The 26,273-nt window shown below is 61.9% G+C and carries 25 protein-coding genes; 14 read left to right on the top strand and 11 right to left on the bottom strand.

Features of this window, described 5'->3' with window-relative positions:
• Nucleotides 1-67: 67 nt before the first annotated feature.
• The 4 genes from MesoLj_RS13980 to MesoLj_RS13965 form a co-directional block, all read right to left on the bottom strand.
• Nucleotides 68-766 carry a winged helix-turn-helix domain-containing protein gene (locus tag MesoLj_RS13980; RefSeq protein WP_202326357.1) on the bottom strand — a complete coding sequence of 233 codons (699 nt, stop codon included), beginning with the start codon at nt 764-766 and terminating at the stop codon, nt 68-70.
• A 117-nt stretch (nt 767-883) separates the two neighbouring features.
• Nucleotides 884-1,498: an acyl-homoserine-lactone synthase gene (locus tag MesoLj_RS13975; RefSeq protein ID WP_202326356.1), complete on the bottom strand. Its 615-nt coding sequence runs from the start codon at nt 1,496-1,498 to the stop codon at nt 884-886.
• Nucleotides 1,499-1,564: 66 nt separating this feature from the next.
• Nucleotides 1,565-2,293 (bottom strand): LuxR family transcriptional regulator, encoded by a 729-nt coding sequence (locus MesoLj_RS13970; protein ID WP_202326355.1) that lies wholly within the window; start codon nt 2,291-2,293, stop codon nt 1,565-1,567.
• 168 nt (nt 2,294-2,461) lie between these two features.
• Nucleotides 2,462-2,728, bottom strand: coding sequence for a helix-turn-helix domain-containing protein (locus MesoLj_RS13965; protein ID WP_202326354.1), 267 nt, complete (start codon nt 2,726-2,728; stop codon nt 2,462-2,464).
• Nucleotides 2,729-2,930: 202 nt separating this feature from the next.
• On the opposite strand from MesoLj_RS13965, the gene MesoLj_RS13960 reads away from it, so the two are divergent.
• On the top strand, nt 2,931-4,193 hold the full coding sequence (locus MesoLj_RS13960) for a threonine synthase (protein ID WP_202327289.1): 1,263 nt from the start codon (nt 2,931-2,933) through the stop codon (nt 4,191-4,193).
• Here MesoLj_RS13960 and MesoLj_RS13955 read toward each other — a convergent pair.
• Both MesoLj_RS13955 and MesoLj_RS13950 read right to left on the bottom strand, forming a co-directional pair.
• Nucleotides 4,188-5,261 carry a PLP-dependent cysteine synthase family protein gene (locus MesoLj_RS13955; protein WP_202326353.1) on the bottom strand — a complete coding sequence of 358 codons (1,074 nt, stop codon included), beginning with the start codon at nt 5,259-5,261 and terminating at the stop codon, nt 4,188-4,190. The genes MesoLj_RS13960 and MesoLj_RS13955 overlap by 6 nt on opposite strands.
• Nucleotides 5,255-5,932, bottom strand: coding sequence for a GHMP family kinase ATP-binding protein (locus MesoLj_RS13950; protein WP_244735389.1), 678 nt, complete (start codon nt 5,930-5,932; stop codon nt 5,255-5,257). The genes MesoLj_RS13955 and MesoLj_RS13950 overlap by 7 nt, the downstream gene beginning before the upstream one ends.
• Between MesoLj_RS13950 and MesoLj_RS36280 the strand changes: the two genes are divergently transcribed.
• Entirely contained in the window at nt 5,897-6,277 is a 381-nt protein-coding gene (locus tag MesoLj_RS36280) for a hypothetical protein (protein ID WP_244735388.1), read from the top strand. The two genes, MesoLj_RS13950 and MesoLj_RS36280, sit on opposite strands and share 36 nt — an antisense overlap.
• A 668-nt stretch (nt 6,278-6,945) precedes the next feature.
• Here MesoLj_RS36280 and MesoLj_RS13945 read toward each other — a convergent pair.
• A complete protein-coding gene (locus MesoLj_RS13945; protein WP_202326351.1) occupies nt 6,946-8,274 on the bottom strand; it encodes an aspartate aminotransferase family protein in 1,329 nt (442 codons plus the stop codon).
• Between the two features lie 98 nt (nt 8,275-8,372).
• Nucleotides 8,373-9,350, bottom strand: a complete 978-nt coding sequence (locus MesoLj_RS13940) for a LysR family transcriptional regulator (RefSeq protein WP_202326350.1) — start codon at nt 9,348-9,350, stop codon at nt 8,373-8,375.
• Nucleotides 9,351-9,490: 140 nt separating this feature from the next.
• Between MesoLj_RS13940 and MesoLj_RS13935 the strand changes: the two genes are divergently transcribed.
• The 7 genes from MesoLj_RS13935 (at nt 9,491) to MesoLj_RS13905 (ending at nt 20,693) form a co-directional block, all read left to right on the top strand.
• Nucleotides 9,491-11,917 carry a GcvT family protein gene (locus MesoLj_RS13935; protein ID WP_202326349.1) on the top strand — a complete coding sequence of 809 codons (2,427 nt, stop codon included), beginning with the start codon at nt 9,491-9,493 and terminating at the stop codon, nt 11,915-11,917.
• The gene (locus MesoLj_RS13930; protein WP_202326348.1) at nt 11,914-14,379 is read left to right on the top strand and encodes a GcvT family protein; all 2,466 of its coding nucleotides are present in this window, start codon (nt 11,914-11,916) and stop codon (nt 14,377-14,379) included. The genes MesoLj_RS13935 and MesoLj_RS13930 overlap by 4 nt, the downstream gene beginning before the upstream one ends.
• Nucleotides 14,380-14,393: 14 nt before the next feature.
• Nucleotides 14,394-15,950 (top strand): trimethylamine methyltransferase family protein, encoded by a 1,557-nt coding sequence (locus MesoLj_RS13925; protein WP_202326347.1) that lies wholly within the window; start codon nt 14,394-14,396, stop codon nt 15,948-15,950.
• Between the two features lie 156 nt (nt 15,951-16,106).
• Entirely contained in the window at nt 16,107-17,072 is a 966-nt protein-coding gene (locus MesoLj_RS13920; protein ID WP_202326346.1) for an ABC transporter substrate-binding protein, read from the top strand.
• 79 nt (nt 17,073-17,151) lie between these two features.
• Complete coding sequence (locus tag MesoLj_RS13915; RefSeq protein WP_244735387.1) at nt 17,152-18,255, top strand: quaternary amine ABC transporter ATP-binding protein; 1,104 nt, start codon at nt 17,152-17,154, stop codon at nt 18,253-18,255.
• Nucleotides 18,252-19,772: an ABC transporter permease gene (locus tag MesoLj_RS13910; protein WP_202326345.1), complete on the top strand. Its 1,521-nt coding sequence runs from the start codon at nt 18,252-18,254 to the stop codon at nt 19,770-19,772. Before MesoLj_RS13915 ends, MesoLj_RS13910 begins: the two co-directional genes overlap by 4 nt.
• Before the next feature lie 291 nt (nt 19,773-20,063).
• The gene (locus MesoLj_RS13905) at nt 20,064-20,693 is read left to right on the top strand and encodes a class I SAM-dependent methyltransferase (RefSeq protein ID WP_140774467.1); all 630 of its coding nucleotides are present in this window, start codon (nt 20,064-20,066) and stop codon (nt 20,691-20,693) included.
• Here MesoLj_RS13905 and MesoLj_RS13900 read toward each other — a convergent pair.
• On the bottom strand, nt 20,687-21,004 hold the full coding sequence (locus MesoLj_RS13900) for a YMGG-like glycine zipper-containing protein (RefSeq protein ID WP_140774468.1): 318 nt from the start codon (nt 21,002-21,004) through the stop codon (nt 20,687-20,689). The genes MesoLj_RS13905 and MesoLj_RS13900 overlap by 7 nt on opposite strands.
• A gap of 313 nt (nt 21,005-21,317) precedes the next feature.
• Between MesoLj_RS13900 and MesoLj_RS13895 the strand changes: the two genes are divergently transcribed.
• Nucleotides 21,318-22,811 carry a recombinase family protein gene (locus MesoLj_RS13895; protein ID WP_202326344.1) on the top strand — a complete coding sequence of 498 codons (1,494 nt, stop codon included), beginning with the start codon at nt 21,318-21,320 and terminating at the stop codon, nt 22,809-22,811.
• Nucleotides 22,808-23,623, top strand: a complete 816-nt coding sequence (locus MesoLj_RS13890) for a plasmid partitioning protein RepB C-terminal domain-containing protein (RefSeq protein WP_202326343.1) — start codon at nt 22,808-22,810, stop codon at nt 23,621-23,623. Before MesoLj_RS13895 ends, MesoLj_RS13890 begins: the two co-directional genes overlap by 4 nt.
• Here the strand turns inward: MesoLj_RS13890 and MesoLj_RS13885 are convergent.
• Both MesoLj_RS13885 and MesoLj_RS13880 read right to left on the bottom strand, forming a co-directional pair.
• On the bottom strand, nt 23,594-23,935 hold the full coding sequence (locus MesoLj_RS13885; protein ID WP_202326342.1) for a hypothetical protein: 342 nt from the start codon (nt 23,933-23,935) through the stop codon (nt 23,594-23,596). The genes MesoLj_RS13890 and MesoLj_RS13885 overlap by 30 nt on opposite strands.
• A gap of 163 nt (nt 23,936-24,098) precedes the next feature.
• Nucleotides 24,099-24,311, bottom strand: a complete 213-nt coding sequence (locus tag MesoLj_RS13880) for a hypothetical protein (RefSeq protein ID WP_202326341.1) — start codon at nt 24,309-24,311, stop codon at nt 24,099-24,101.
• A gap of 122 nt (nt 24,312-24,433) precedes the next feature.
• On the opposite strand from MesoLj_RS13880, the gene MesoLj_RS13875 reads away from it, so the two are divergent.
• The 3 genes from MesoLj_RS13875 (at nt 24,434) to MesoLj_RS13865 (ending at nt 26,090) form a co-directional block, all read left to right on the top strand.
• A complete protein-coding gene (locus MesoLj_RS13875; RefSeq protein WP_202326340.1) occupies nt 24,434-25,021 on the top strand; it encodes a hypothetical protein in 588 nt (195 codons plus the stop codon).
• 469 nt (nt 25,022-25,490) lie between these two features.
• A complete protein-coding gene (locus MesoLj_RS13870; RefSeq protein ID WP_244735386.1) occupies nt 25,491-25,634 on the top strand; it encodes a hypothetical protein in 144 nt (47 codons plus the stop codon).
• 192 nt (nt 25,635-25,826) lie between these two features.
• Complete coding sequence (locus MesoLj_RS13865) at nt 25,827-26,090, top strand: hypothetical protein (RefSeq protein WP_202326339.1); 264 nt, start codon at nt 25,827-25,829, stop codon at nt 26,088-26,090.
• The last annotated feature ends 183 nt before the right edge of the window (nt 26,091-26,273 follow it).

The raw sequence follows: 26,273 nt of genomic DNA, 5'->3' as shown, positions 1-26,273 counted from the left end.
GCGTGCGGTCCCGGCGTGCCGGCAATCGGCGCGCACGCGCGCGCCGATGCCGGAAGCGCCGAGCAGGTTACCACTCCGGGGCGAATGCGTAGCCGGCTGAGCGGACAGTTCGGATCACATCGCTTCCCACGGATGCCCGAAGCCTTTTGCGCAGCCTGGCTATATGGACGTCGACCCCCCGCACGTCGGTTGCGGCGGCATGTTCAGGCCATGCGGTCGCGACCAGTTCCTCGCGGCTGAAGACCTTGCCAGGTTGCGCCAAGAGGCTGCGCAGAAGCTTGAACTCGATCGGTGGCATGACGATTTCTCTTTGCTTGAAGAATGTCCGATGGGTCTGTCGCTCCAGCCGGAAGTCGCCCTGAACCAACTCACCCGAGTCCGTTTCGCGCGATAGCTTCGCAAGGCCCGCCTTGCCATGCAACCAGGCCAGGAGCTGTTCGGGGGCGAACGGCCGGGCAAATGCCTCGTCGACGCCAGCCTTGATCAAATCGAGATGCAGCTTGCCCGAACGCGGGGCAACCAGGCTTGCGACCGGAGTCCCTTTGGTTGCGGCGGTGGTCTTCAGCCAGGCGCACTGCTTGACCACTGCACGGTCGCCTGGATGGCAGTCGATGACCACGGCAAGCGGGGCTGCCGCCTCGATGGCGCGTGCGATTTCCCGGTCTCCCGTGATCAGCCGTATTTCGAAGCCAGCTACGGAAAGTATGTGCCCGAAAACCAGGAAAAAATCCGGATCCTTCGAGGAGATCAGGACCAGCGGCTTCATGAGTCCATCAACCGGGTTCGACGCATCATAAGGCTGACTACCGCGCAAATAGGCGCGATGACAATATACCTGACGATCGACGCCTCGCGGACTTTCCGCAAATGCCTGGTTATGAGCCTAGATCTTGTCCGCGAGTATGACGCCGCTGATGCCGTAAGCGCGGCGTGTCTGTTCAACAGCCTCGGGTGTGACATCGATCAGCAGCGCGATGATGTCGCCGTCGGGATGTTCGAGAACTTCACCGAGCTCGGTCAGCGTCCAGCCAAGGGCGCGCAGGCGTTTTGGCCAGAACGTCTCGCACACCACGCTGATCTGTCGAATCCCCAGGCTTTGCGCGGTCTCAAGCAGACCGCAGAGAACAAAGCCGGCGATCGGTGACGAGGCGCCTTGCGTGCGACGCGATGGAACGACGAAGAAGCGCGTCCATTCGAAAATCTCGGCCGCTCTCGGAGGCCTGCCGCCGGCGAGAACCGGGAACACCTCGCTCATAAGATGCGGCTGCAGCGTCGGCACGAGACGGGAGCCGCCAACGATCCTGCCGTTGGTGTCAAGCGCCAGAACATAGATTGCATGCTCGTTGTCGAAAGCGTCGATCTCGATGTTGATGGGCCGGCCGACGGCGCGCCATCGCCTTTGCTTGACGTAAATGTCGTACCTTATGCGAAAGTAGCGCTCCAGAACTTTCCTGTAGTGCTTCCTGTTATCCCAAGTGACCAAATGCATACGAACCATGACGCCTCCAGGCGCAGGGTCGTAGTAAAACGGGCTTGTCGTACGTATGACGGTATTCAGGTATTGCTAAATCTGGATTTCCTGCCGTCGCAGCGCCTTGACGATGGCATGCGCGACGTTGATCGCGTCGAGCTTTCCTCGGATGTTGCGCTGATGACTTTCGACCGTGTTCCTGGTGACGCCGAGGATACAAGCGATGTCGTCGGTGGATTTGCCTTGTGCGCTCCACTCCAGGAGTTCACGCTCGCGCGCTGTCAAGGGCGTGGGCTCATCGGCATCGGCGGGTGTTCCCAGTCCCGAGAGGCTGCGAAAGGTATGCACGCAAAGCGTCTCGATAAAGGGGACTGCGCTTGGCGGAACTTCCATCCGGTCACTCGCGGCCGTGACGACGCCTGGCCCGGCCAATGGGACATGAATTGGGACGCAGATACCTTCTTTCATCCCGAACTCGGCCGCCTCATCCATCACCAGCTTCGCGCGCGCAACCAACCTTGCGGCCGGCAGTTCACCCCATCGGAAAGGCTCTGGCGAGTGCCGGCACTGGGCGACACAAGGATCATGCAGAAAATGCGCCTCGGTGACGTAGCGACGATGCCATTCAGGAGGCCATCCATCACCCAGAATCTCGCGGCGCCAGTCCGTGTCGTGCGGCACGGGCAGTCCGGTGATCAGAAAATTGCGCAATCCGTAGCGCGCCATCGCCGCGCGAAACTCTTGAAGGATTGCGTCAGCCGACCGCGCAGTGTCGATCCTCGAGATCGCCGCAAAAAGGTCGATAACGGTTTCGTTCTCCATCGGCAGACCTCAACCACAGTCAGGCCCTACCCCGCGCAACAACCTATGAGTGTCGAGACGCCATCTTCAATGGGACGTGCATCGAATGTACACTAAAGGAGTCAATCGCCCATCACAAAGACGAGATAAGTGAAAACCGGACCAATACAGCATTGAGGACGCCTGACTTCATTCGTTCGACTTTGAAGCCGCCGGCTTCGTCACCCGAATAGCGCGCCTACTTGCCGGGCTTGCCGAAACCAACTCTTGCGGCTCGACATTCAACGCCTTGGCCAAAATTTCGACTGTATCCAGCGTGGCGTTGCGCCGTCCGGCCTCGACGCTGCTGATATAGGCGCGCGTCCGGCCCGAAGCGAAAGACAACTGCTCCTGAGAGAGTTTTCTTTCTCTGCGAAGCCGCTGCACGTTCAGGCCAAAAACGCCGCGAAGTTTCATCAAACAACGGATGCTACGGCGCGCACTATGGTGCGACACACTATAGTGCACATTCCGCATTGACAGCCGCGCTGTTGGCTGTTTGAAACAACCAGCGAATTCATCGTTTCCTGGACAAGGAATTGCCATGACGAGCCGGCCGTCTCGCGACCTCGCGCACGACATGTCCGCGCATTCCCCAGGCGAGATCAGCCGTCTGGAGATGGACAAAAGCCGGGTTCTGGAATTCGCCTGTATCCGATGCGGCGCTTCCTACCCCGCCAACGTCACGATCGACTCCAAAGGATGCGCGCGGTGCCAAGACACCGCGCCAGCAAATCTTCGGCCGATCTATGCAGTTCCACAGCCTCACCCTTTAGCCGGCGCCACCAGCTCGCGCTCGCTGTGGCGTTTTGCACATATGCTGCCTTGCACAGAAGCGGCGGCGGTGAGCCTCGGCGAGGGTCTGACGCCCTTGCTTGCCGCGCCGCGCATCGGCGCGTTTGTCGGCGTGTCTAACCTCGCAATCAAGGACGAAGGCCGAAACCCGACCTGGTCGCATAAGGATCGCTTCTCGACCATTGCGGTCAGCGTGGCGCGCGCGCGTGGTGCTAAAATCGTCGCGACCGCCTCATCGGGAAACGCCGGCGCTTCGCTGGCGGCCTACGCAGCCCAAGCCGGGTTGAAATGCGTCGTCACCACTTTCGCGGGATCGGCCGGCGCGATGCTGGCCCAGATCCGCAAATATGGCGCGACGGTGCTGCCCTTGGTCAGCAAGATGGACCGATGGTCGCTGCTTGAACAGGCGGCTGCACGCTACGACTGGTTCATCGCATCGCCCTATCACGGTCCGGTCGTCGGCAGCCATCCACTCGGCATCGAGGGCTACAAGACCATCGCCTACGAGATCGTCGAGCAATCAAACGGGACGGCGCCAGACTGGTGCGTCCTGCCGGTCTGCTATGGCGATGCGTTGTCCGGCGTGTGGGCTGGCTTTTGCGAGCTGTTCGCGCAAGGGGCGATCACGCGCCTGCCTCGTCTCGTCGCGGCGGAGGTACATGGGTCGCTGGCGGACGCTCTGGCCAGCGGCGCCGATGCGTTGAGCGAACGCAAGATGCACTTCGACAGCCTTGCCGTATCGATCGGCACGCCGCGCAGCACCTTTCAGGCGCTGAAGGCTCTTCGGGAGTCCGGCGGGCACGCCGTCCCCGTCAGCAATCACGGCCTGATTGCGATGCAGGAACGCCTTGCGCGGGACGAAGGGATCTTTGCCGAACTGGCGTCGGTCACGCCGCTGATCGCCATATCGAAATTGAAAGACCAAGGTATCATCGCAACCACAGACCGGGTCGTGGCCGTCGTGACAGCCAGCGGTCTCAAGGATCTCGATCGGTCCGCTGGATCGAACGAGCACGATCGGATCTTCCAGACGACCGACGACGCCTGGCGCTGGCTCGACGAAAAAGGGCTGGATCTCGCTTCATAGATTTTCCGCGGCGCCAACAGCCGGTGGCACCTCGCCTGCTTCGCCCGTTTTCAGCACATCGTCGAGACTGCGACGAAACCAAAGAAAACGCGTCCATTGCGTCTCCGCGGCCGGCGCGATTGTCGTCAGTGTCCTTGGCTCGGACAGTTCCTTGCAGGGCCAGCCAGGCAGAGCCGCAAGCCAGTCGTCATTGTAGACAGTCTCGGCATGGCGATGGCCTTCGTCAGGCATGATGACCGCCACTTGCGCCTCCGGAAGGGTCGTTGCGACCCATTGCGCCACCAAGGCGGCGGCGCCGCTTGTCGGCCCCATGAAGAGGCCGTGCCCGCGCAGCAAACGGTGCGCGGTCATATACGCCGGGTAGGCGCCAACCCAATGGATCTCGTCGACAAGCTCATGCCTGACATTTTTCGGTAAAACGCTGTTGCCCAGGCCCCGCAGCATACGTTTGCCGACCGGCTGCCCGAACAGAATGCTGCGATGGGTATCGACGGCAAACACCGTCAGATGCGGAAAGACAGTTCGCAAAAAGGAAGCGGTGCCGCATAGCGAGCCGCCCGTACCGACGCAGCCGACCAGGCAGTCAACTCTGCCCATTGCGCGGATGAAGAGTTCAGCCAACCGCGCATAGGCGAGCCAATTGCCCGGACTGTCGTATTGTCGGGTCCAGAAACCATCCGGCTCCTTGTCCAGGATTTCCTGGAGGCGCTCCAGCCGGCCGGGCTGATTGCCGTCGCCGCGCGGATCGTCAAGTGCGATGACCGTGGCGCCGATGCGCTCTAGGCGGGCTTTGTATTTGGCATCGATAAGCGTTGAAGCAGTGACAAGCGTAAGGCGATAACCTCGCGCCGCCGCGAGCAGCGCCACCGCCATTCCGAACGTGCCGGACGTGGTCTCGACAATATGAGAACCTGCCTTCAGTTCGCCACTCGACGCTGCCCGATCCAGAATGAAACGGGCCGGCATCAGTTTCATCAGCGGAAAAGCCGCGGCCACGAGATTTGGCGCCAGCACGGCAAGGCGCGGTGTCTCAAGGTCCCTGAAATAGTCCACGTCGAGGGTCACCATGTCCAGCCCTCCGCATTGACCAGATGGACTTCGACATCCTTGAAGCCGGCACGTCTTATCTGCTGCGCGACGAGCGCCGCCCGTCGCTTCAGATTCGATGTGAAAAGATCGAAGATCAGGCCGAACAACGAGCCGCTATGAGCGACTTGCACTCCGCATGCCCCGGCTCGCCTGGCTATGTCGGCGATATCGCCGAAGCCTTGTTTCGGCAAATGTCGTTGACTGATCAGGGCACTGGCCGAGGCGGCGCGTCCAAGAAGGTAGGGATCCTGAAGGCGAACCGCCCGCGCCACCAGAGCCCGGAGCACGCCGAATTCCTGGATCTCGGCACTGTCGTAGCGTGCGGGAGGAAGCTGCAATGTATCGACCGGGACGCCGCCATTTGTCTTGAAGCCGATCAGAAGCAGCGGCGGCAGGGAGCCACCGAAATTCTCGATCACCGTGCCTTCCCGTTGCGCGAAGAGCACCGCGTGTTCATCGAACGCGATCGCGTCGCTGGCACGCTCGGCGGCGACGGCCAGACGCCCGACGCTCGAGGGCCGCAGCTGAACGTTGACGGCCGCGGCGACAGCACGAATGGAAGCAACGACGTCAGCCGTCGATGAGCCATAGCCGTGCCCCACGGAAATTGAGCTTTGAAGCGTCAGCTCGCCACCGCCGGCGACGTTCAAGAAATCGAGCGTAAGCCGCGCGGCTGCCGCTGCCTTGACCTTGTGATCGGGGTGAACAACGACCGCATCGCCATCGCTCCTGACAAAGCTCGCCTCCGATCTCAAGCCGGCAATAGGCAGTGTCACGAGCCCGCGATGAAGGCGCCCGCCATCATCCTTGAAGACGCCCTGGATGAGTTCGCCGTGATGTGCAATGGCCGCTGCCGTCCCAACCGACGGCCGCGGCGCGTCACCGCTCATGAGATTGCCGGCCTCAGCCATTTTTTCATCTCCCCCACGTTCTCTCGCCACGCGGGAAGATGGCGCGGACGATTGGCGACGACCCTCAAGGAATTCCGGTATTGACGGCGCTCGACCGAACGAGCCGGCAACCAGGCGATGCTGGCGGATCGTCAGGCGGCGGGGCCAAGGTGCTTCAGTGGCCGGCCGGCTGAAACCGATTGCACCGCTGCCATGATGTCTTGCCAATCGATGCCATAATGCCGATAGAGATCCGCGATGATGACGGTCTGACCAAAATGCTCGACGCCCAGGGTGCGTGCTTTACAGAGGCGATTTGATCGGTGCCACCTGCGAAAGGATAACGATCACGAGCGCGGGCGTGCAGCAGTTCGCCGCCCTGTTCGCGAGTCCGGACGCCTTAGGCATCGAGCATCGACCCAGAAAAGGCTATGTACTGGCGCGCGGCAATGCACCGCGTGGCCGCAGGCCGTTAGGAACCCCTTTCCTGTGAATGACCGAGATGGCGCCGTAGGAGGACCGGCAGCTGCAGGCACGACCGCGTGGGCGCCGACACTGCTGGGAGTAACGGCCAGCCGTCGATTTTGAAAGATTCTAGAGAGATTGCAATCGCGGACGCGCCGGCCGCTTCCCGCCTACATCGCATACCGGTCTCCCTCCTCGCCGGCGATCTTGTCCAACTCCATTGGTTGGACGTTATTGGCAACGCGATTCGATGAGCAGCGGCTGATCGGATAAGAAAGCATCTTGCCTACCCATCGTACCAAAACCGGTCAGGTTGATACGATCCGAAAGCTACGGACGAAGCTGTCCACCACATTATCGAGATCGGCCATCGACAGGCAAAGTGGCGGGCACATCCTGATGACGTTTCGATATGGACCGGAACGGCTGGCGACGAGGCCGTGACGCCGCGTTTCCTCGAAGACCTGTAGGGTTGCTTCGGGGGCCGGTTCTTTTGTCGCTTGGTTCTTGACCAGCTCGATGGCGAGCATCAAGCCTTGTCCCCTTATATCGCCGATCAGCGGGAAATCTCTCTTGAGATCCTGCAGCCTTTGAATGAGCGCGCCGCCCACTACAGCCGCGTTGTCCTGCAGCCGCTCCTCGCGCATCACCTTGAGCACCGCGCGTCCAGCGGCGCAGGCGACAGGATTGGCGCCATAGGTGTGGAATAGGAATTTGTCGGCCATGGATTCGGCGACCGCGCGCCTGGCGATGACGGCGCCGAGTGGGATGCCATTGCCGACGCCCTTGGCGACAACGACGATGTCGGGCACGACGCCATGCGATTCAAAAGCCCAGAAGGCATTGCCGGTGCGGCCGACGCCGGATTGTACTTCATCGATGATGCAGACGCCCCCTGCTGCTCGCACGCGCTCGAAGGCACCGGCGATGTAGCCAGGGGGCATTGGCACGATGCCGCCATAACCCTGTACGGGCTCGATGACCATGCCGGCCAGCCGGCCACTGGTCGAGCTTGATATCGCGCGCTCGACCTCGTCGAGATAAGGCTGCACCCCTTCGCCATGAATGCCACGATACTGGTTGGGCTCGGCCACGAAAGTTACGCCGCCAAGCTGCGGCACCTGATGGCGGAAACCCGCTATGCCGGTAACCGACTGGGCGCCGAATGTGGCGCCGTGATAGCTCGAGGCAAGCGCCAGCATATCGATGTTGCCGGTGTGCGAGCGCGCCATCAGAAGCGCGAGATCAATTGCCTCGGCGCCGCTGTTGGTGAAATGCACGACCCAGTCATGTCCTACCGGCATTGTCGCCACCAGTTCCTCGGCATATTGGGCCGGAACCGGGTGGTAGAACATCGTCGTGCAATGCGTCAGTTCCGCCAATTGCTCCGAGGCCGCCTTGACCACTTGTGGATGCGCGTGACCGACCGAGATGCAAAGGTTCATACCGAGTAGATCGGTATATTTGCGATCCTTCTCGTCCCAGACATACTGACCCCTGCCGCGCTTGAGGATCAGCGGATCCTTGTAGGGCACGAATTTACGCTGCGTGGCCGAATAGAAGCGATTCCGCCGCTCCACGATTGCCTCGGTCGACCAGTCGATGTCCAGACTTGAATGGACCTGCGGAGCGTTCATGTCTTGCCTCCAGTGTTGCGAATTCCGCTGATTGAAAACACGGAATGCACGGCGCGCACACAGGCAAACATTCTCATCAGGATAACTGATGGGGCCGATTAGTCGCTGGGGGAAGCACGGTCGACCGTATAGCAATCGGCCGGAAGGCCGGGCAGACGAGTGCTGATCGCGTTGGTCAGGATTTCGGCGGTGCGCGCGGCGAAGGCCTCGGGGAGGCTTCCCAGTTCACGCTCGCGTGCGACAAGCAGGATGTTGCGTGAAAGGCTTGTGAAGGGCAAGGGATGGACATCGATCTCCATGCCTTCCGCCAACCCATCGATAAGCAAGGTCGGGGTCAGGATCGCAAAGCCCATGCCCGCGGCGACCGGCGCCATCACAACGCTGGAGCGGTCGCCCTCCATGGCACGCGGGATCTCGAGGCGCAGCCGGCTGAGATGCTGGTCGACGCGCAGCCCGACCGGCGTCTCGCGCGAGAAGCGCACGAACGCGAGCTTCTTCGAGAGCTTCACGATGTCGCCGACATCACCAGCAAAGCCCTTTGGCGTCACAAGCAGAAACTTTTCAGTCATCACCGGGTAACGCGTCAGTCCCTCGATCTCGAACAGCTCGCCGGAGGTGACGGCGAGGTCGGCGCGGCGAGCGCGCAGCAAAGCGACATGGTCGGTCGCAAGCCCGGCGAACAGGCTGAGTTCGGGAATGCCAAAGCCCTTGCGGGCGAGGACCGAGAGCGCGGGAGCCAGCGTGGTCGCGATGGAGGCCAGGAGCGCGATGCGCAGCAAGGGCAGCGGCGCCGCATTGACGCGGCGCGCGTCGGTGCGCAGGCCCTCGACCTCGGCCAGTATGGCAACGGCGCGGCGATGCAGCGCGATGCCGGCCTTGGTGAGCTCGATCGGCCGCAAATTGCGGTCGATCAGACTGACCCCGAGCGCGCTTTCCAGGTTCTTCAGATGTTGCGAAGCGGCCGACTGGGTCATGCCCAGCATCTGCGCGGCCTGGGTGACATGCCTGGTCTCGACGATGGCGACGAAAACCTCGATCGATCGGAAAAGATTGAAATCGAAACTGCCGCTCTTCACCCGCAACTCCACCCGCGAGGCTTCATAAGTTTTCCTAATGTTGCAAAATTTGGATTGAGCGCAAGAGGCTTAGCGGGAAAAGATCGCGCCATTCGGGTCCAGCGAAGGTTTCCTGCAACGTGAATGACAGGGCACGTATAGTGATCATTGGCGGCGGCGTCATTGGCCTTGCCACAGCCTATCACCTTGCCGAGCTGGGCGTGAGCGATGTCGTCCTTCTGGAGCGCCATCAACTGACCAGCGGCACGTCCTGGCATGCAGCCGGGATTGTCGGCCCGTTGCGCGCCAGCCTCAACCTGACGAGACTTGCGCAATATGCGACGGAGCTATTTCCGCGCCTTGAGGAACTGACGGGCCAGGCATCCGGCTACCGGCGCACCGGCGGCCTGTGGCTGGCGCGGCGCGCGGAGCGCATGGACGAACTGAAGCGCATCGCGCATATGGGCGATGTCTGCGGCCTGAGGGTCGGGATCGTCGATCAGGCCGGCGTGGCCGAGCGCGTGAGCGATATCGTCGTGGACGGTATCGAAGGCGCGCTGTGGGTCGAGGAAGACGGCCAGGCCAATCCCGTCGACATCTGCGCCGCCTATGCCAAACGGGCCCGCGCGGCCGGTATCCGCATCCTGGAAGGCCGCGCCTGTTCGGGCATCGTGACCGGCAATGGCCGGGTCGCCGGTGTAACCCTGGCTTCCGGCGTCACCATCGATTGCGAGATCGTGGTCAATTGCGCTGGCGCCTGGGCGCGCGATGTCGGCACGCTCGCCGGCGTTCCCGTGCCGTTGCAGGCCGTCGAGCACATGTATGTGGTGACCGAGCCGATCGCCGGCCTGCAGGATCCGTTTCCCATCCTGCGCGACCTCGATGAAGCCATATACGTCAAGGGTGATTCCGGTAAGCTGGTGCTCGGCGGGTTTGAGCCGCACGCCAAGCTCTTCGAGGTTCGCGGACCGGCCGGCGACAGGCCTTTCCTCGAACTGCCGGAGGACTGGGACCAGTTCGAGCCCTTCATGGCGGCCGGGCTGAAACTTCTGCCGGCGCTGTCGCAAACCGGCATTAGACACTTCATGAACGGGCCGGAGAGTTTTACGCCAGACACACGACCGCTGATGGGCGAGTCGCCCTATCTGCGCGGTTTCTACGTCGCCGCCGGATTCAACTCGACGGGCATGATGTCGTCCGCTGGCGCCGGCAAGGCGATGGCCGAGTGGATTGTCGATGGCGAGCCAAGCCTCGATCTATGGGCGCTCGACATAGCCCGCTTCGATCGCTCCGCTGCGGCGCGCTCCTTCGTCGGCGCCAGAATGGAAGAGGCCGTCGCCGATCTGTTCCGCATGCACTGGCCTTACAAGCAGCCGACTGCCGGGCGCGATGTCAGGCGTTCCGCCTTTCATCGCACATTCGCCGAGGCGGGCGCCGTTTTCGGCGCGCCGACCGGCTGGGAGCGACCGCTCTGGTTCGGGGACGCGGAAACGCGTGGCCATTCCGTCGGCGCGCAGAACTGGTGGCGCCCTGCCAGGGCTGAAGCCAAGCGGATGGCTGAAGGCGTTGGCTTGTTCGAGCTTTCGCCCTTCACCAAGATCGATGTACGTGGACGCGACGCGGTGGCACTGATGCAATTCCTGTGTGCCGCCGACGTAGACAAGCCCGAAGGCCGAGCCGTCTATACGCAGATGCTCAATGCGCGGGGCGGCATCGAGGCCGATGTTACGGTCGCGCGAATCGGCAAGGACGCTTTCCGCGTGGTCTCGGGCGCGGCGACACGGCAGAAGGACCTCGCCTGGATCAGCCGCCACGCCGAAGACCTCGGCCTCAATGTCTCGGCCTTCGACGCGACGTCGGCGGAGGCTGTGCTCGGTGTCATGGGACCGCGTTCGCGTGACCTGCTGCAAAGCCTGACCGACGCCGATCTTTCCGACGCGGCGTTTCCGTTCTCGACCTCGCGCCGCATCGATATCGGCACCGCGAACGTGCGGGCGACGCGGGTCAGCTTTGTCGGCGAACTCGGCTTTGAGCTCTATGTGCCGGTCGAACACGCCGAAAGCCTGCTGGCCACCATCGCCGAGGCGGGCAGCGCTCATGGCCTGACCTTTTGTGGCCACTACGCGCTGGATGGCTGCCGGCTGGAAAAGGGCTATCGCCATTGGGGTCATGATATCGGGCCGAAGGACACGCCGCTGGAGGCAGGTCTCTCTTTCGCCGTGTCCTGGCAGAAGGACCATTTCATCGGCCGCGAGGCGCTGCTGAAAACGAAGGTCGATGGCGTGCGTCGTCGGCTCATGCATTTCGCGGTCGTCGGCGCCAATCCGCTTCTGCTACATGACGAACCCATCTACCGAGACGGCAAATTTGCCGGATTGACGACTTCAGGCGGTCTCGGCGTTCGCACGGGGCTCAGCCTTTGTCTCGGCTATGTGGCTTGCGCTCCGGGCGAGGCGAAAGCGCAGTTGCTCGCTTCCGACTATGAGATCGCGGTCGCCGGTACCCGCTACCGGCTCCAGCCGCTCGACAAGCCCCCTTACGACCCAACAGGAATGCGCATGCGCGCAAGCGCGGAGGAAAATTCATGAGACAGCAGGCCCGCGTGGTCGTTATCGGCGGTGGCGCCATGGGCGTGTCGCTGCTCTATCACCTCGCCAAACGCGGCTGGAGCGATGTCATGCTCGTCGAGAGACAGGAGCTGACGGCGGGCTCTACCTGGCATGCCGCCGGGCTCTGCACGCATTTCGCCCACAATGCGACGATCATGGAGATGCGAGCCCATTCGGTGCGGCTCTATCGCGAGATTCTCACCGCAGAGACCGGATTGCCGACAGGGTTTCACCCAAGCGGCGCGCTGCGCATCACGCGTTCGCAGGAACGCATTGACGAATTCCGCCACGTGCAGGGACTGGGCCGTTTCGTTGGCCATGATTTCCGCATTCTGAGCCCTGGCGAGCTGAAGGAAATCTATCCGCTCTGCCACACGGACGGCATCATTGGCGCGATCTACGAGCCCAATGACGGCCATGTCGATCCGACGCTGGCGACCAACGCCATGGCCGCCGGCGCGCGTTCGCGCGGCGCCGAAATCGTGCGCCACAATCCGGTGCTTTCGATCGAGCGAAAGCCATCGGGCGAATGGCTGGTGCGCACTGAACAGGGCGACATCGTCGCTGAGCATGTCGTGAACGCCGCCGGCACATGGTGCCGCGAGATCGGCGCGATGATGGGCATCGACCTGCCCGTCGTGCCGATGCTGCACCAGTATGTCGTGACCGACACCGTGCCCGAGATTGCCGAGCGCATCGCGGCCGGCGCCAAGGAATTGCCGATCATCCGCGATCCGGAGGAAAGCTGGTATCTGCGCCAGGAGCGCGACGGCTATATCGTCGGCCCTTATGAGAAGTCGGCCCATCCCTGGGCGATCGACGGCGTGCCGCCGGAATTCGGCATGGAACTGCTACCGCCCGACCTGGATCGGGTCGAGCATATCATCGCACTGGCGATGGAGCGGGTGCCGGCGCTCGCCAATGCCGGCATCAAGACGGTGGTCAACGGCCCGATCACCTTCACGCCGGACGCCAATCCGTTGGTCGGTCCGGCTTTTGGCCTCGGCAATGCCTGGCTGCTCACCGGCTCCAGCATGGGCGTTATGGAAGGCGGCGGCGCCGGCCGCTTCCTCGCCGACTGGATCGTCGACGGATCACCGCCGAGCGACGCATTGGCCATCGATCCTCGCCGGTTCGGCAATTATGCCGATCGCGACTATCGTATCGACAAGGCGGTCGAAGGCTTCGGCCTGCAATTTGGCATCCACTATCCCAATGAGGAACGCCAAGCGGGCCGGCCGCGCCGCACGACGCCGGCACTTGAGCTCCAGAAGAGCCAGGGCGCCGTGCTCGGCGCTGCCTATGGCTGGGAGCGCCCGAACTGGTTCGCCGTGAAGAGCTTTGACGGAGCCCCGCAGCTGACCTTCCGCAAGCCAGGCTGGTTCGACGCGGTGCGCGGCGAGTGTCTCGGTGTGCAGGGCAGCGTAGGCGCCATCGACCTTTCAGCCTTCTCCAAGTTCGAGATCGGCGGGCCGGGCGCCAGCGCCTTCATGGCTTCGCTCGGCGCCAACCGGCCACCGGAACGCCATGGCCGCATCGGGCTCATTCACGTCCTGACGGCAAAAGGCGGCTTGGCATCGGAATTCACCGTGACCCGCTTCGGCGACCAAGGGTTCTACCTGACCAGCGCAGCACTTGCGGAACGACATGACGAGGATCTGCTGCGTGCGCGCGCCGCGGCCTTCCCGAGCGTGACGATCGACAACGTCACGGAAAGGCGTGGCGTGCTCGGCGTGATGGGACCGCGTGCCCGCGACCTGCTGCAAAAAATCTGCGAAGCCGATCTGTCCAATGCGGCATTCCCCTGGCTTTCGGCGCAGATTCTGCGCGTGGCGGGCATCAGGGCGGCCGCGCTTCGCGTCTCCTACGCCGGCGAACTCGGATGGGAATTGCATGTGCAGCTGGCGCAGTTCGGCAAGCTCTACGAAGCGATCATCAAAGCCGGAGCGCAGTTCGATCTGCGTCCGTTCGGCATCTACGCACTGAATGCGATGCGGCTGGAAAAGGGCTATCGTGCCTGGGGCGCCGACCTGACCACCGAGCGGACGCCGCTGGAGGCCGGATTGGGCGCGCTGGTCAAGGCTGACGGGCGGACGTTCGTCGGTCGCGAGGCAATGTTGGAGCGCGCCGGCAAAAGCGCCTGGACAATGGTGCTGATCGAAATCGACGATGATGGCGACAGGCTGCCCTTCTACGCCCACGCCGTGATGCAGGCGGGCCGCCCGGTCGGCATCGTTACCTCCGGCAGCCACGGCTTCCGCACCGGCAAGACCATTGCGCTTGCCTATCTGCGGCCCGGTGTTGCGGCCGAAGGCTTGACCGTGTCGATCCTCGGCCAGGAACTGTCGGCGCGGGAGCTGAAGAAGGCTCCTTACGATCCGGACAATCTGCGGCTGCGCGGCCTTCAGGCCGATGCGCCGGCTGCTTTCATGCCTGCCTGATCACGGAGACTGAAATGGACAAGGACGCGACGATCGACGCTCCAGCGCCACGAAGCGGAGGCCGGGCTGGAAGACAGGGCCAGCGCCTCGCTCAGCAGGCACCGCGGCGACCCTATATCAGCCGCAGGATCGGCACATTCAACATCCTCGATGAAGAGGGGTTGAGCCTGATCGAGGCGAATGCCGACCGGCTTCTCAAGGAGGTCGGCATGGAGTTCCATGACGATCCCGAGATCCTCGACATCTTTCGCGAGGCAGGCGCCGACGTGAAGGGCACCAGAGTCCGCTTCGAGCCTGGCATGTGCCGCAAGATCATCCGCGCCACCGCGCCTTCACAATTCAAGCAGCACGCCCGCAATCCAGCAAACACGGTGGTGATTGGCGGCGACAACACAGTGCTGTGTCCGTCCTGGGGCCCACCCTTCGTCCACGACCTGGATCGCGGCCGGCGCTATGCCACGATCGCGGACTTTCGCGATCTGGTGAAGATCCATCAGATGATCCCGCATCTGCATCATTCGGGCGGCGTCGTCTGCGAGCCTGTCGACCTGCCGGCCAACAAGCGCCATCTCGACATGCTCTACACCCACATCCGTCATTCGGACCGCGCCTTCATGGGCGCGTTCATCGGTTCGAGGCGAGCGCAGGACGCGGTCGACATGGCCAAGATCGTGTTCGGCGAGGAGTTCGTGGCCAACAACGCCGTGCTCTACAACGTGTCCAACACCAACGCACCGCTCGTGCTCGACGCCAACATGTCGGGCTCGCTGAAGGTGTGTGCCCGCAACAATCAGCCCGTCGCCTGCACGCCGTGGACGCTGGCCGGCGCGATGAGCCCTTGCACGGTCGCCGGCACACTGGCGCAGGTGTTGGCCGAGGCGCTTGCCTGTCTCTCGCTCGTGCAGCTGATCAACCCCGGAGCGCCCTGCCTGATGGGAAGCTTTGCCAGCACGATCTCGATGCAGAGCGGCGCTCCGACCTTCGGCACGCCGGAGGCAGGCAAGATGGTGCTCGCCTGCGGGCAGCTCGCGCGGCGCGTCGGCGTGCCGTTCCACACTGTCGGCTCGTTGTCAGCCTCAAAACTTCCCGACGCGCAGGCCGAGCAGGAGGCGACATGGGGCATCCTGATGTCGATGTTTGCCGGCGCCAACGTCATCAACCACGCCACCGGCTGGCTGGAAGGCGGACTGGTCACCGGATTCGAGAAGACGGTCATCGACGCTGATCTCTGCGGCAAGGTCGCCAGCCTGTTCGAGGGTATCGATCTGTCGCTGAATGCCCAGGCGATGGAGGCGATCGAAGCGGTTGGCCCCGGATCGCATTTCCTTGGCAGCGCGCATACACAGTCCAACTTCCTCTCCGCCTTCTATCGCTCCACCAGCAGCGACAACAATTCCTTCGAACAATGGAACGAGGATGGCCGGCTCGACGCCGCGCAGCGTGCAAACCGGGAATGGAAAAGGCTGCTCGACGGATACCAGGATCCGGGCCTCGATCCGGCGATCGACGAAGCGCTCCAGGCCTTTATCGCCAACCGCAAGGCCAGTGAACCGGACCAGGCCTATTTCTAGAGCCGTCCACCCCTGGAGCATGTCGCCGCGAGGTGGTGACCTTATGCGCTCCATCGTTTTTCCTAATGCGGTGAAATTTGGGATGGATTGCCTGCGTGTTCCGCTAACCTGATGGATAGACTGAACGAAATCAGCGCAACTCCGTTGGGGAACATCATGAAACGTTACCTTGTCGAAACCGCATTGAGCGCCCTGTTGCTGACGCCTCTATCCTCGGCGCTGGCCGCCGATGTGACCATGCCGGATCCGAACTATGCCACCGCCACGGCGGTCATGAACGTCATCAAGAACGCGGCCGAGCAGGAACTGGGCCTCGATGTTTCCACGGTAACTACCACCGCCGTTCCGGTGATCTGGGAGGCGATGGACCGCAACAAGGGTGAAGTCGATATCTGGCCTGATGTGTGGTTGCCGAACCAGCAAGGCCTGGTCGACAAATACGTCAAGGGCGCTGGCACGGTAAAACTCGCCCAGAATGGCTACGAGGCCAAGCAGGGCTACTGTGTCACCCAGGTCACCGTCGACAAATACCACATCAAGGACGTTTCCGATCTCGCCAATCCGGACAATGCCAAGCTGTTCGACACCAATGGCGACGGCAAGGGCGAAATCTGGATCGGCGCATCGGGCTGGCAGTCGACCAACATCGAGAAGGTCAGGGCGCGCGATTATGGCTTCGCCGACTTCTTCGACCTGCAGGTGACCGACGAGGCGGTGGCGGCGGCTTCGCTCGACCGCGCGGCGAAGGCTGACAAACCATGGGTCGGCTATTGCTACAGCCCGCACCAGAATTTTGCGCGCTACAAGCTAGCCTTCCTGACCGAGCCGAAGAATGATCCGGCGAAATTCGTGGTCGTGCAGCCCAATGACGATCCGCAATGGTTCGAGAAGTCGAAGGTCTCATCTGCCTATGCTGACACCACCGTGCACGTCGCCTATGCTGCCTCGCTCGCACAACGCCAGCCCGAACTGACCGCGGCGCTGGAGCGCATCAGCTTCAACCCGGACGACATCTCCAAATGGGCCTATGCGATCATCGTCGACAAGAAGGCCGCCGACGAAGTGGCCAAGGAGTGGATCAAGGCTCATCCGGACGACGTGGCAAAGTGGTTCGGCCACTAAGCGGAGCACCGCACGGCGCCTGTAGCCAGGTTCGGCTCTCGCCAGCCGAATTGCCGATGAGCGGGCGAAAGCAGTAGACATGGACGCCATGTCGACGAGGATTTCGCGATCCGAGCACGGCGGCGCCGCTGTCCCGGCCGCCATTGTGATGAAGGATGTCTGGAAGGTCTTCGGCGTCCGCGCGCCGGAGGCCATGGCGTCCATCCTGCGCGACCGGCTGGACAAGGAGGAAGTGACCAGGCGCTTCGGTTGCGTCATCGGCGTGGCCAATGTCAGCATTTCGGTCGCACCCGGCGAGATCTTCTGCGTGATGGGCCTGTCGGGCAGCGGCAAGTCGACATTGATCCGCCATATCAACCGACTGCTCGAACCCTCCGCCGGCGAGATTTTCATCGACGGCGAAAACATCATGACGAAGACACCGGCGGAGTTGAGGACGCTGCGGTCGCGCAAGGTCAGCATGGTGTTTCAGAGCTTCGGGCTGCTGCCGCACCGTACAGTGCGTGACAACGTGGCGTTGCCCCTGGAGATCCAGGCGGCGAGCAAGCAGCAGCGCTTCGATGTCGCCGACGCGGCACTTGCGAAGGTCAATCTCACTGGATGGGGCGATCGCTACTGCCACGAGCTTTCCGGCGGCATGCAGCAGCGCGTTGGCTTGGCCCGCGCGCTGGCGGCGGATTCGGCGATCCTGCTGATGGACGAGCCGTTCAGCGCGCTCGATCCGTTGATCCGGCGGCAGCTTCAGGACGAGTTCCTGGCGCTGTCACGTTCCATGGGCAAGACGGTTGTCTTCATCACCCATGACTTGGACGAGGCAATCCGCATCGGCGACCGCATCGCAATCATGAAGGATGGCATCATCATCCAGATCGACACGCCCGAAGACATCGTGACCGCACCCAAGCATGACTATGTCGCGAAATTCGTCGCCGACATTTCGCGCCTGAAGGTGATCACCGCCGGCCGCATCATGGAGCCCGTCCGCAGTTTCAGCGCGAGAGTTCCGCAGGCGGACCTGAAGTCCTTGCGCCGAGTTGGCGTGCGGCAGCCGCTAGGCGAACTCGTGGAATTCGCGGCTCAGGATGACGCGCCGCTGGCGGTGACGGACGTCGAGGGAACGGTTGTCGGCGTGGTTGACAGGCAGCGCCTCTTGAACGGATTGCGAAAGGGCGGACAATCGTGAACGCCTATCAGCCGCAGCCCTCGCACCAGTTCGAACCGCTGGCGGAAAACCGTCTGGTCGAGGAATTCGTCGTCCAGAATCAGGATTACTACGTCGATCGGTTCGCCCGCATCCGGCGGGCGCGCCATACGGTATGGCCCTTCAATGTCGCGGCAGCGCTGCTCGGATCCGTCTGGGCGGCGGCGCGCGGTGTCGCGGTGCTGTTCTGGATCGTCTTCTTCCTTGAAATGCTGGCGGTCGTCCAGTTCGGCATCGGTGTGGCCGGCAATCTCGGCGCGGCCGAGGAGGCTCGCGCGGAGCGGCTGACCAAACAGGCAGAGGCAAGAGCCGAGCAGGCGAAATCCGCGCAGGCCGCGAATGCGGAAAATGCCGAGGGTTTGAAATCGTCTGCCGCGGCATTGCAGAGAGCGGCGGACGCGGCAAAAGCGCAGGCGGAGGCCGCCAAGGGGAAAGCCCCTCTGCTCATCGGCGCCGGCTTCGTCACGCTGCTTCTTGCAAGGCTGGCGAGCGGGTTTCTCGCCAACCGGCTGCTCGAGCGGCGCTTCACGCGCTGGCGATCCAACCCGGCCTTGCGGCATGGCCTGAACTATCCGCTGGCACTGTGCGCGCTGGTCTTCTCCATCTTGGCCTACGGTCTTTCAGTCTACCGTTTTGCCGGGGCAAGTCCGGGCGCCTGGATCGTGGCGGCACCTTCCAACCGCGACTGGCAAGTTAGCCTGTCATCGGCGCTGGACGGGTTGATGGAAGCAATTTCGCATACCGGTGAAGGGTTCTTTGGCGCCATCACTGGCGGCATATCGCTGGTGCTCGACGGGCTTTCCTACGCGCTGACCGGAATGCCATGGCCGGTGACCATGGCGGTGATCCTGATCCTTGCCTGGCAACTCGCCGGGCCGCGCGTCACCATCTTCACCGCGGCCGCCCTCGCCTATCTGGCCGTGCTCGGTTTTTGGGAGAAGAGCCTGGAAACGGTCGCGCTGCTTGGAACCGCCGCCGTGCTGTGCCTGGCAATCGGCATCCCGCTCGGCATCTGGTGCGGCCGCAGGCCGCGCGTCTACACGGCGCTGCGGCCGGTGCTCGACTTCATGCAGACCATGCCGGCCTTCGTCTATCTCATCCCGGTCATTGCGCTGTTCGGCATCGGCAAGCCGCCTGGGGTGATCGCGACACTGATCTTCGGCACGCCGCCCGTGGTGCGACTTACGGCACTTGGTCTTCAAGGCGTTTCGCCGGCGATCCGGGAGGCGGCGCAGGCCTATGGCGCCACGCGATGGTTCCTTTTGACGCGGGTCGATCTGCCCCTCGCCATGCCGTCGATCATGGCCGGAATCAACCAGACCATCCTTATGTGCCTGTCGATGGTGGTGATCGCGTCGCTTATCGGCGCCAAGGGGCTGGGTGAGGATGTCCTCAACGCCCTGCAATATGCCGCCGTCGGCCAGGGGCTGCTCGCGGGCTTCGCCATCTTGCTCTGCGCCATGGTGATCGACCGCATCGTCCAGGGCCGCAATCGATAGCCATGTCCATCTTTGCCTTTGCGGATGGCCGCTCGGACGACCGGAGCGAGGCGCAAAGCTCCCGTTCCCGACTCGGCGGAATAGCTTCTTGAAGCGAGTTTGGCGGACTTCTGATAACCCATTGGCAAACACAGATTATGTTCGTCGCTGAAGGTCAACGTTTCCTATCGGTCTATATGTATGGCTGATCACGTCTTGGCACTCGTAACGAGATCAGCTGTCCTGTCATCTTTTGCCCACCTGGCGGTGTTAGAGACTCCGGCACGGCGGGCTTTGGAGGAGGTCGATCTGATGACGACAAGCCTTGCCGGCACCCTGAAAAACCGCGGAAAACATATGGCCAAACGCCTGCTTGGCTACGATTCCCGCAATTGGCTGCGCATCCGCCAGATCGAGGCGTTCACGCTCTTCCTCGAAGCCGGAAACCGCAAGGCCTCCGATGTCATCGAGATCTCGCCCGGCTGGAACCGCTATTGGCGGGCAATGTGCCCCAACTACCGCTCGGTCGATTTCCCCGCCTTCGACATCTGCAGGGACCGCACCGAGGAACAATATTCCATTGTCATCGCCGACCAGGTGCTGGAACATGTTCAGCGGCCGATGGCGGCGGTGCAAAACATCCACGCCATGACCAGGCCTGGCGGCTGGGCGATGGTGGCCACACCGTTCCTGTTTCGCGTGCATGCCAGGCCGCACGACTACAACAGATGGACGCCCGCCGGCCTGAAGCAGCTGATGGTCGAGGGCGGCTTCGCCGAAGCCAACGTCAAGGTGCATGGCTGGGGCAACAAGGCCTGCGCCAGGGCCCACATCGGTGGCCCTGTGCGCGCCTACGGCCTTTGGCGAGACCTCAGCAATGACGAGGAATACCCGCTGATGGTCTGGGCCTTCGCAAAGAAGGCGTCAGCGGGGCCTCAATAATTGCCGTTGTAGTAGCGGTCGTCGCAGGGTGCTGTGTAGATGCGGCCGTAGCGGTCCTGGTAGCGGCACATCTGTTGGCCGCGGGGCTGCGGCGTGGTGGCCGAGCCGACGACGGCGCCGAGCAGGGCGCCGCTGGCAGCGCCGATGACCGTACTCTTGGTGTTGCCGCCGATCGCCTGGCCGACAAGAGCGCCACCGGCGCCGCCGAGCAGGGCGCCCGTGGTGGCGCGCTGCTGGCCTTCGGTTTGCGTCTCGCAGCCCGCAAGTGCCGCGGTCATGAGGACGGCCAAAATCGCTTTCTTGATAATCATCTGAAGAACCTCCTTTTGAGGCCGCGCGGGCCGATGCCCAGCCAAGTGCGGCTGCATTGCGGCGGAACGGCGGCATGCCCGCTCACGATATGAGACATGGTTTCTCGCTGGTTGAACAAATACTCGGCCGCCGATCAGGGCCGCGCAGAAGCAGCATTCGACACAAACTGTTTGGGAAAGCATAACGAAACAACAGGCACAATGTCGGTATGCTGTCGCTCCGCAACATTGTGCACAAGCGATGGACAGGAACCCGGGGATTCCAAAGGGTCCGGCGCCTAGGCCGAGGATCCGGGCTGCGCAATATCTGCGGATGTCGACCGACACTCAGACCTATTCCATCCACAACCAGAGAGATGCCATCGGCGAATATGCCGACATCATGGGGTACGACATTGTCGCCACCTACGAGGATCCGGGTCGCAGTGGACTCAACATCGAAGGGCGGCCCGGTCTGCAACGGCTGTTGAGCGATATTGAAAGCGGGAACGCCGATTTCGAGACCGTGGTCGTCTATGACGTGAGCCGTTGGGGGCGTTTTCAGAATATTGATGAAAGTGCGTCTTATGAATACCGCTGCCAGGTGGCTGGCGTGCGCATCGAATTCTGCGCCGAGCAGTTCGCGAACGATGGCACCATCGGCTCAGACGTGCTGAAGGCTATCAAGCGTAGCATGGCGGCCGAGTTGAGCCGCATGCTCTCGGCAAAGGTCTTTCTCGGTCAAAGGCGCGTGGTGAAAATGGGTTTCTGCGGGGGTGGTCTCGCAGGCTACGGTCTTAGGCGGCTCCTGGTGGATGAATCAGGCGAGCCGAAGTTCATTCTCAAACGCAGACAGTACAAAGGCCTGGGATCCGACCGAGTTGTGCTGGTGCCCGGTCCGCCGGAAGAGATTGCGGTCGTGCGCTGGATATTCAGCCAGTTTGTCAAGGGCAAATCCCGGATCGAGATCGTGCGCGCGCTTAACAAAAGGGGCGTGCTTACGGAGATGGGCCGGACATGGACGAGCAATACGGTGCATACGGTCCTGACGAATGAACGCTACATCGGCAACATCGTATGGAACAGAAAATCCGAAAAGCTTCATGGCAAGCGGGCGAGAAATCCGCCGTCTGCATGGGTTCGCGCGGAAGAGGCTTGCGAGCCGATCCTCGACCGGAAGGTGTTTCTGCGCGCAAGGGCCGTCGCGGATGCGCGCACGCCCCTCAGCAACGAGCAGATGTTGGCTGACCTTTCCAATCTGCTGGCTGAGCGAGGAAAGCTGTCGGAACATATTATCAATTCGGCACCAGGTTGTGTGAGTGTCAGCACCTATCAAGCCCGTTTCGGAAGCCTCTACGCGGTTTACAAACTGGTCGGATTTGACCCCCCGCCGAACTATGGGTGGTTCGATATCAACGACCAGCTTCATCGACGACGCCGGGAAATCATTGAAGACCTTGTTGCCTCGATTGGCCTAGCCGGAGGGGTGGCGCGCTATGACCCCGAGACCAAACTCGTCAGCATCAATGACGAGTTCACCGTTGCGGCCTGGATCGCGCGCTGTCATCCCAAGCGTTTCGGCTATCCTCATTGGGCATATTCGCAGGAGCGTCTCCCCGAAGCCGACATTTCGGTACTGATCAGAATGTATCCTGACAATGTCTCGGTCCGAGACTACCTGATCGGCCCGACGTATCAGGTGCAACGCCGGACAACTATGCTGACAGCAAACAACCATGCCGGCGTCGATGCGTTTCTTTTTCAGTCGATGGACCCTTTGGTCGAGTTGTCGAGGCGGGTTCGTTTGAAGGGACCCGCATTGTCATGACGCAGGGCGCAAAGATCAGCCGCCACGCCGTCGCTCTGGCCAGCGATTCGCAGGGGCCGCATAAGCTCTACTCATACCAGCTGCGTGCCACCTATGACTGTCAATGTGAAAGAATGCGGCTATTCATCCGAGAGGCAAACGCGTCCCAGAAAGCCCTGGAGAAGATGGCCGCGCTCTTTGGAAAACTGACGACTGTAGTGGCGTTTCGAGCGCTGATAGAGGCGGAACGCCTTGATTCCATTCCAACTCAGCTTGCGGAAAGAATAAGAGGCAATCGCGCCGATTTTCCCTTTACTGGGAAGAAACCGACCTTGCTCACCAACCGACAGCTGATTGCGGGGATTTGCCTCGATGCTCTCGAGTTGTTGGAGGACGGCCCTGTGCCGGCGGGGATTTTTAGCCTGCTGCGGAAGGTCGTGCCGGGCCGGCAGATGGAAATTACACGCCTGATGATCGGGTTGGACAGGGTGAGGCTCCTGTGGGCAAGGGTGCTGGTCGGTCTTACACCGCAATCGCAGCTCGCGGCCCCTTCGGTCCCGCGAATGCAGTTCGCGGGTATCACTGCCAGCGACATTGCAGCGATGGAAATCGAATTGGCCGCCCTGAGCCTGGAATTCCTGAACGCCGCCGAGCGCCTTGGTCCATGGGGCCTCGAACTTGTAGCGGCACGCGGCTATCTCAACCGCCTGATGGATAACGCTCCCATTGTTCGCTATCTCGCGCGGAGTTTTCCCGAGACCTTGTCTGAATTCCAGAAGTTGATCGACCCCACCAGCTGCAGCTTAGCCACGACGTTGACGCGGTGGCGCTGACAGTGTCCCCGGCCGACGCCGATCAGGCCATTTTCCCAACAGCGGGGTTGCCTCGTTTTCACCAATTGCCGAGGTACCTATGATTGGGATCAGTGACGGGTCTGCCGTCTTGCCCTTGCGTGTTTTCAACGCCGCGATCTCATCATCTCGCCGCGCAATCCGGCTCTCGAGATTGGCTATGCGTTCGGTCAGGAAATAGCGGCCGACGATGAATCCTCCACCTCCAAAAAGGACTGCGAAAGTGAGGAAGGCTATAGGGTTGGCGATCACCAGAGCCCCATTGGCCTGGAAGAAGTCGATTAAGTCGTGCATTGCCAGATCCCTTCAATTGCTTGGAAGTTTGTGGATTTCCAGCCGAACTGCGCCACCTCTCTAGCAACTCGTGCAAAACAGCGCCCGCTTCACCTCGCCCGGCGTCAGGATCATTTCCATAACGTGCCGGCTGTTGTAGTGGAGCAGCTGTCATCATTCCTGGTCATAATGGCCGCGTCCTGTGCCAGCCCCTGGAGAAGCCGTTCGAGACCGCCCCACGCGACAGAGCAAGCTCGTGCTCAAGCTCGGCGTTTCTGGCGAGCACCTTCAGCAATGCGATCACAGCGTCGCCGCCGGCCGCCTCTATTGCGCGCTGAGCAGCTTGTTCCAATTCGGACACAGCTTCACCGTTCGGCGCGTTTTGGCGCTTTCCCATTAGCCTTCCTGCTCAGATGCACCGTCAGAAATAAGGAACAAATTCATCTGTCGTCAAGCGCGGACTTGACTCTATGTTCTCTTTTCGTTCACTGTAGCTGAAAATAGGCACAGGAGGATGTCATGGATCTGATCTTGTCAGTTCCGGGCGCTTCGCCCGAGGAAATTGCGCGCGGGATCGCCGCAGCGGAGGCGGCCTTGGAGCGCTCCGGCTTCACAGCCGAGGAAGCGGCAGATGGCGCCTTTGCGCTCGAAGGCTGGGACATCAACGGCTTTCCAGAGGATGGGTTGGACGATCGGGCCGGCGACGCCGCACACGCCTGGGCCAAGGCCCATACCGCCGCTCTGGAGGCGTGCTGCGCCGGCTGGCCTGAAGAGCGCAAGCCTCGAGACGTGGACCTGGAGCTGCTGACCAATCCGGAAACGCAGCTTGCCGACCGCGTCACGGCGTTGACGATGCTCCGCGAAGATCTCGAGCGAGACGGCAAAGGTACGCATAGCGGAAGGGATGCCATCTTGGCGTGGCGCGTCGCGGCCGATGTCGAAGATCGGTTCAAAATGCGAGACCTCATCGGCGTCCTGACTGTCGCCTTCACCAGGCTTTCGCTTTCTCATTTCCACCCTGACGAGCCGATCGAGCCTAAGCGCCAGGCTGTGAGAAACGCGATCGACGCACTCGAGGCGGCAACAGAGAAAACGACTTCGCACTGATGGTCCAGCGCGGCCGCAGCATCCCGGCGTCCTCGGTCATCGACCTGGATTGGCCGCACCAGGTCGTCTTGCCGGATGACATCTGCACAGACTGCGACTTCACCGTGATCACCAAGTTCTGTGAGGATCGCGGCATGAGATTTCAAATAAGGCATTTCCAGGCGGTCTGGCAAAACGGCAAGTACGAAAACTACCCCTCCACTGCTTCGCCGACAGCGAGGCGGCTAAGGCGTTTTGCGACCATTTCTCTGGAGAGATCTTCGTTCCTAAACGCGACCGGGAGAATGGCAAAGTACGTGGCGTCTGACGTCGCACCGATGAGTACAGGCGCATCCTCGATCGCGGCCCGCTCAGTGTCCCAGAGATCCTACGCACCAGGGGCGAAGCATGTGCAATCTCTACAATCTTACCACCAACCGAGAAGCCGTCCGCCAATGGACGAGCGCCCTACAGCCGCCAGGAGGCCGCTTTGCATGCCATCGCAGACGGATTCGTCGCCTTGCACAAGGGCGACACGATGAAGGTTCTCAGGGAGATGGTCGTCCTCAACGGCCGCCTTCAGGAACAGCTCGAGGCCCTGAATGCACCGTCCGTCGGCAAGCGCTATGGATGAGCGACGAACCGATAAACTTTCCCAAAGCATGACGCAGGCGCAGCGCGACCGCATCAACGTGCTTGGTCACAGCTGTGAGCACAACGCATGCCGGAAGGTCGCCGGTTGAGGCTTCGCCAGACTCCAAAGGTAATCGCACTGGTTTTGCTTCGAGCACCGTGCCGCCGGCGACATCTACCTATAGGAGCACCGATGTCAGACCACGTCCTCCCAAGCCAGAAGAAACCGAAGCTGGTCGTTGTCGTGGCGTTTGATCGCGGCGACGATGGCGAATTGTTCACGGCCTATGGCCCGACTGACCAGCAGAGCGAAGAGCGGGCAACCCGCGCGGCGAAGGCGCTTGCCGGCCAGCATGTTGGAGTCATAGCTTGGAGCCGCGACGCCGATCCGGCGTTGGGCGATTATGGGCCGCCAACAGTTCTTTTCACCGCCGGCGACGTTCCGGATATGGAGTAGCTGAAACTAAAAATCGGCTAGCGCGTTATTGCCGTTCTCAAAGGGCGGCAGGTGAGTTTGTCAGAGTTCAGGAAGCATCAATGTCGGCTATGTCTCGGCGCTGGCAAGGTTTTCAATTGCGAGAAGTGGCTGGCTTCAAACGGCACATGCTGCCCCCACGGGGTACATCGCGAAGGCTGTAAG

Origin of the sequence: Mesorhizobium sp. 113-3-9 (genome assembly GCF_016756515.1) — a bacterium.
In the GTDB taxonomy this organism is placed as follows: Bacteria; Pseudomonadota; Alphaproteobacteria; order Rhizobiales; family Rhizobiaceae; genus Mesorhizobium.
The sequence above is the reverse complement of the archived record's forward strand: the minus strand, read 5'-3'. Positions and strand labels throughout refer to the sequence as shown.

Excerpts from the sequence above, each read along its gene's own strand:
- MesoLj_RS13980 (WP_202326357.1), bottom strand. The coding sequence starts at position 766 with ATGAAGCCGCTGGTCCTGATCTCCTCGAAGGATCCGGATTTTTTCCTG.
- MesoLj_RS13975 (WP_202326356.1), bottom strand. The coding sequence starts at position 1,498 with ATGGTTCGTATGCATTTGGTCACTTGGGATAACAGGAAGCACTACAGG.
- MesoLj_RS13970 (WP_202326355.1), bottom strand. The coding sequence starts at position 2,293 with ATGGAGAACGAAACCGTTATCGACCTTTTTGCGGCGATCTCGAGGATC.
- MesoLj_RS13965 (WP_202326354.1), bottom strand. The coding sequence starts at position 2,728 with ATGAAACTTCGCGGCGTTTTTGGCCTGAACGTGCAGCGGCTTCGCAGA.
- MesoLj_RS13960 (WP_202327289.1), top strand. The coding sequence starts at position 2,931 with ATGGACAAAAGCCGGGTTCTGGAATTCGCCTGTATCCGATGCGGCGCT.
- MesoLj_RS13955 (WP_202326353.1), bottom strand. The coding sequence starts at position 5,261 with ATGGTGACCCTCGACGTGGACTATTTCAGGGACCTTGAGACACCGCGC.
- MesoLj_RS13945 (WP_202326351.1), bottom strand. The coding sequence starts at position 8,274 with ATGAACGCTCCGCAGGTCCATTCAAGTCTGGACATCGACTGGTCGACC.
- MesoLj_RS13930 (WP_202326348.1), top strand. The coding sequence starts at position 11,914 with ATGAGACAGCAGGCCCGCGTGGTCGTTATCGGCGGTGGCGCCATGGGC.
- MesoLj_RS13925 (WP_202326347.1), top strand. The coding sequence starts at position 14,394 with ATGGACAAGGACGCGACGATCGACGCTCCAGCGCCACGAAGCGGAGGC.
- MesoLj_RS13920 (WP_202326346.1), top strand. The coding sequence starts at position 16,107 with ATGAAACGTTACCTTGTCGAAACCGCATTGAGCGCCCTGTTGCTGACG.
- MesoLj_RS13915 (WP_244735387.1), top strand. The coding sequence starts at position 17,152 with ATGGACGCCATGTCGACGAGGATTTCGCGATCCGAGCACGGCGGCGCC.
- MesoLj_RS13905 (WP_140774467.1), top strand. The coding sequence starts at position 20,064 with ATGACGACAAGCCTTGCCGGCACCCTGAAAAACCGCGGAAAACATATG.
- MesoLj_RS13900 (WP_140774468.1), bottom strand. The coding sequence starts at position 21,004 with ATGATTATCAAGAAAGCGATTTTGGCCGTCCTCATGACCGCGGCACTT.
- MesoLj_RS13895 (WP_202326344.1), top strand. The coding sequence starts at position 21,318 with ATGTCGACCGACACTCAGACCTATTCCATCCACAACCAGAGAGATGCC.
- MesoLj_RS13890 (WP_202326343.1), top strand. The coding sequence starts at position 22,808 with ATGACGCAGGGCGCAAAGATCAGCCGCCACGCCGTCGCTCTGGCCAGC.
- MesoLj_RS13885 (WP_202326342.1), bottom strand. The coding sequence starts at position 23,935 with ATGCACGACTTAATCGACTTCTTCCAGGCCAATGGGGCTCTGGTGATC.
- MesoLj_RS13880 (WP_202326341.1), bottom strand. The coding sequence starts at position 24,311 with ATGGGAAAGCGCCAAAACGCGCCGAACGGTGAAGCTGTGTCCGAATTG.
- MesoLj_RS13875 (WP_202326340.1), top strand. The coding sequence starts at position 24,434 with ATGGATCTGATCTTGTCAGTTCCGGGCGCTTCGCCCGAGGAAATTGCG.
- MesoLj_RS13865 (WP_202326339.1), top strand. The coding sequence starts at position 25,827 with ATGTCAGACCACGTCCTCCCAAGCCAGAAGAAACCGAAGCTGGTCGTT.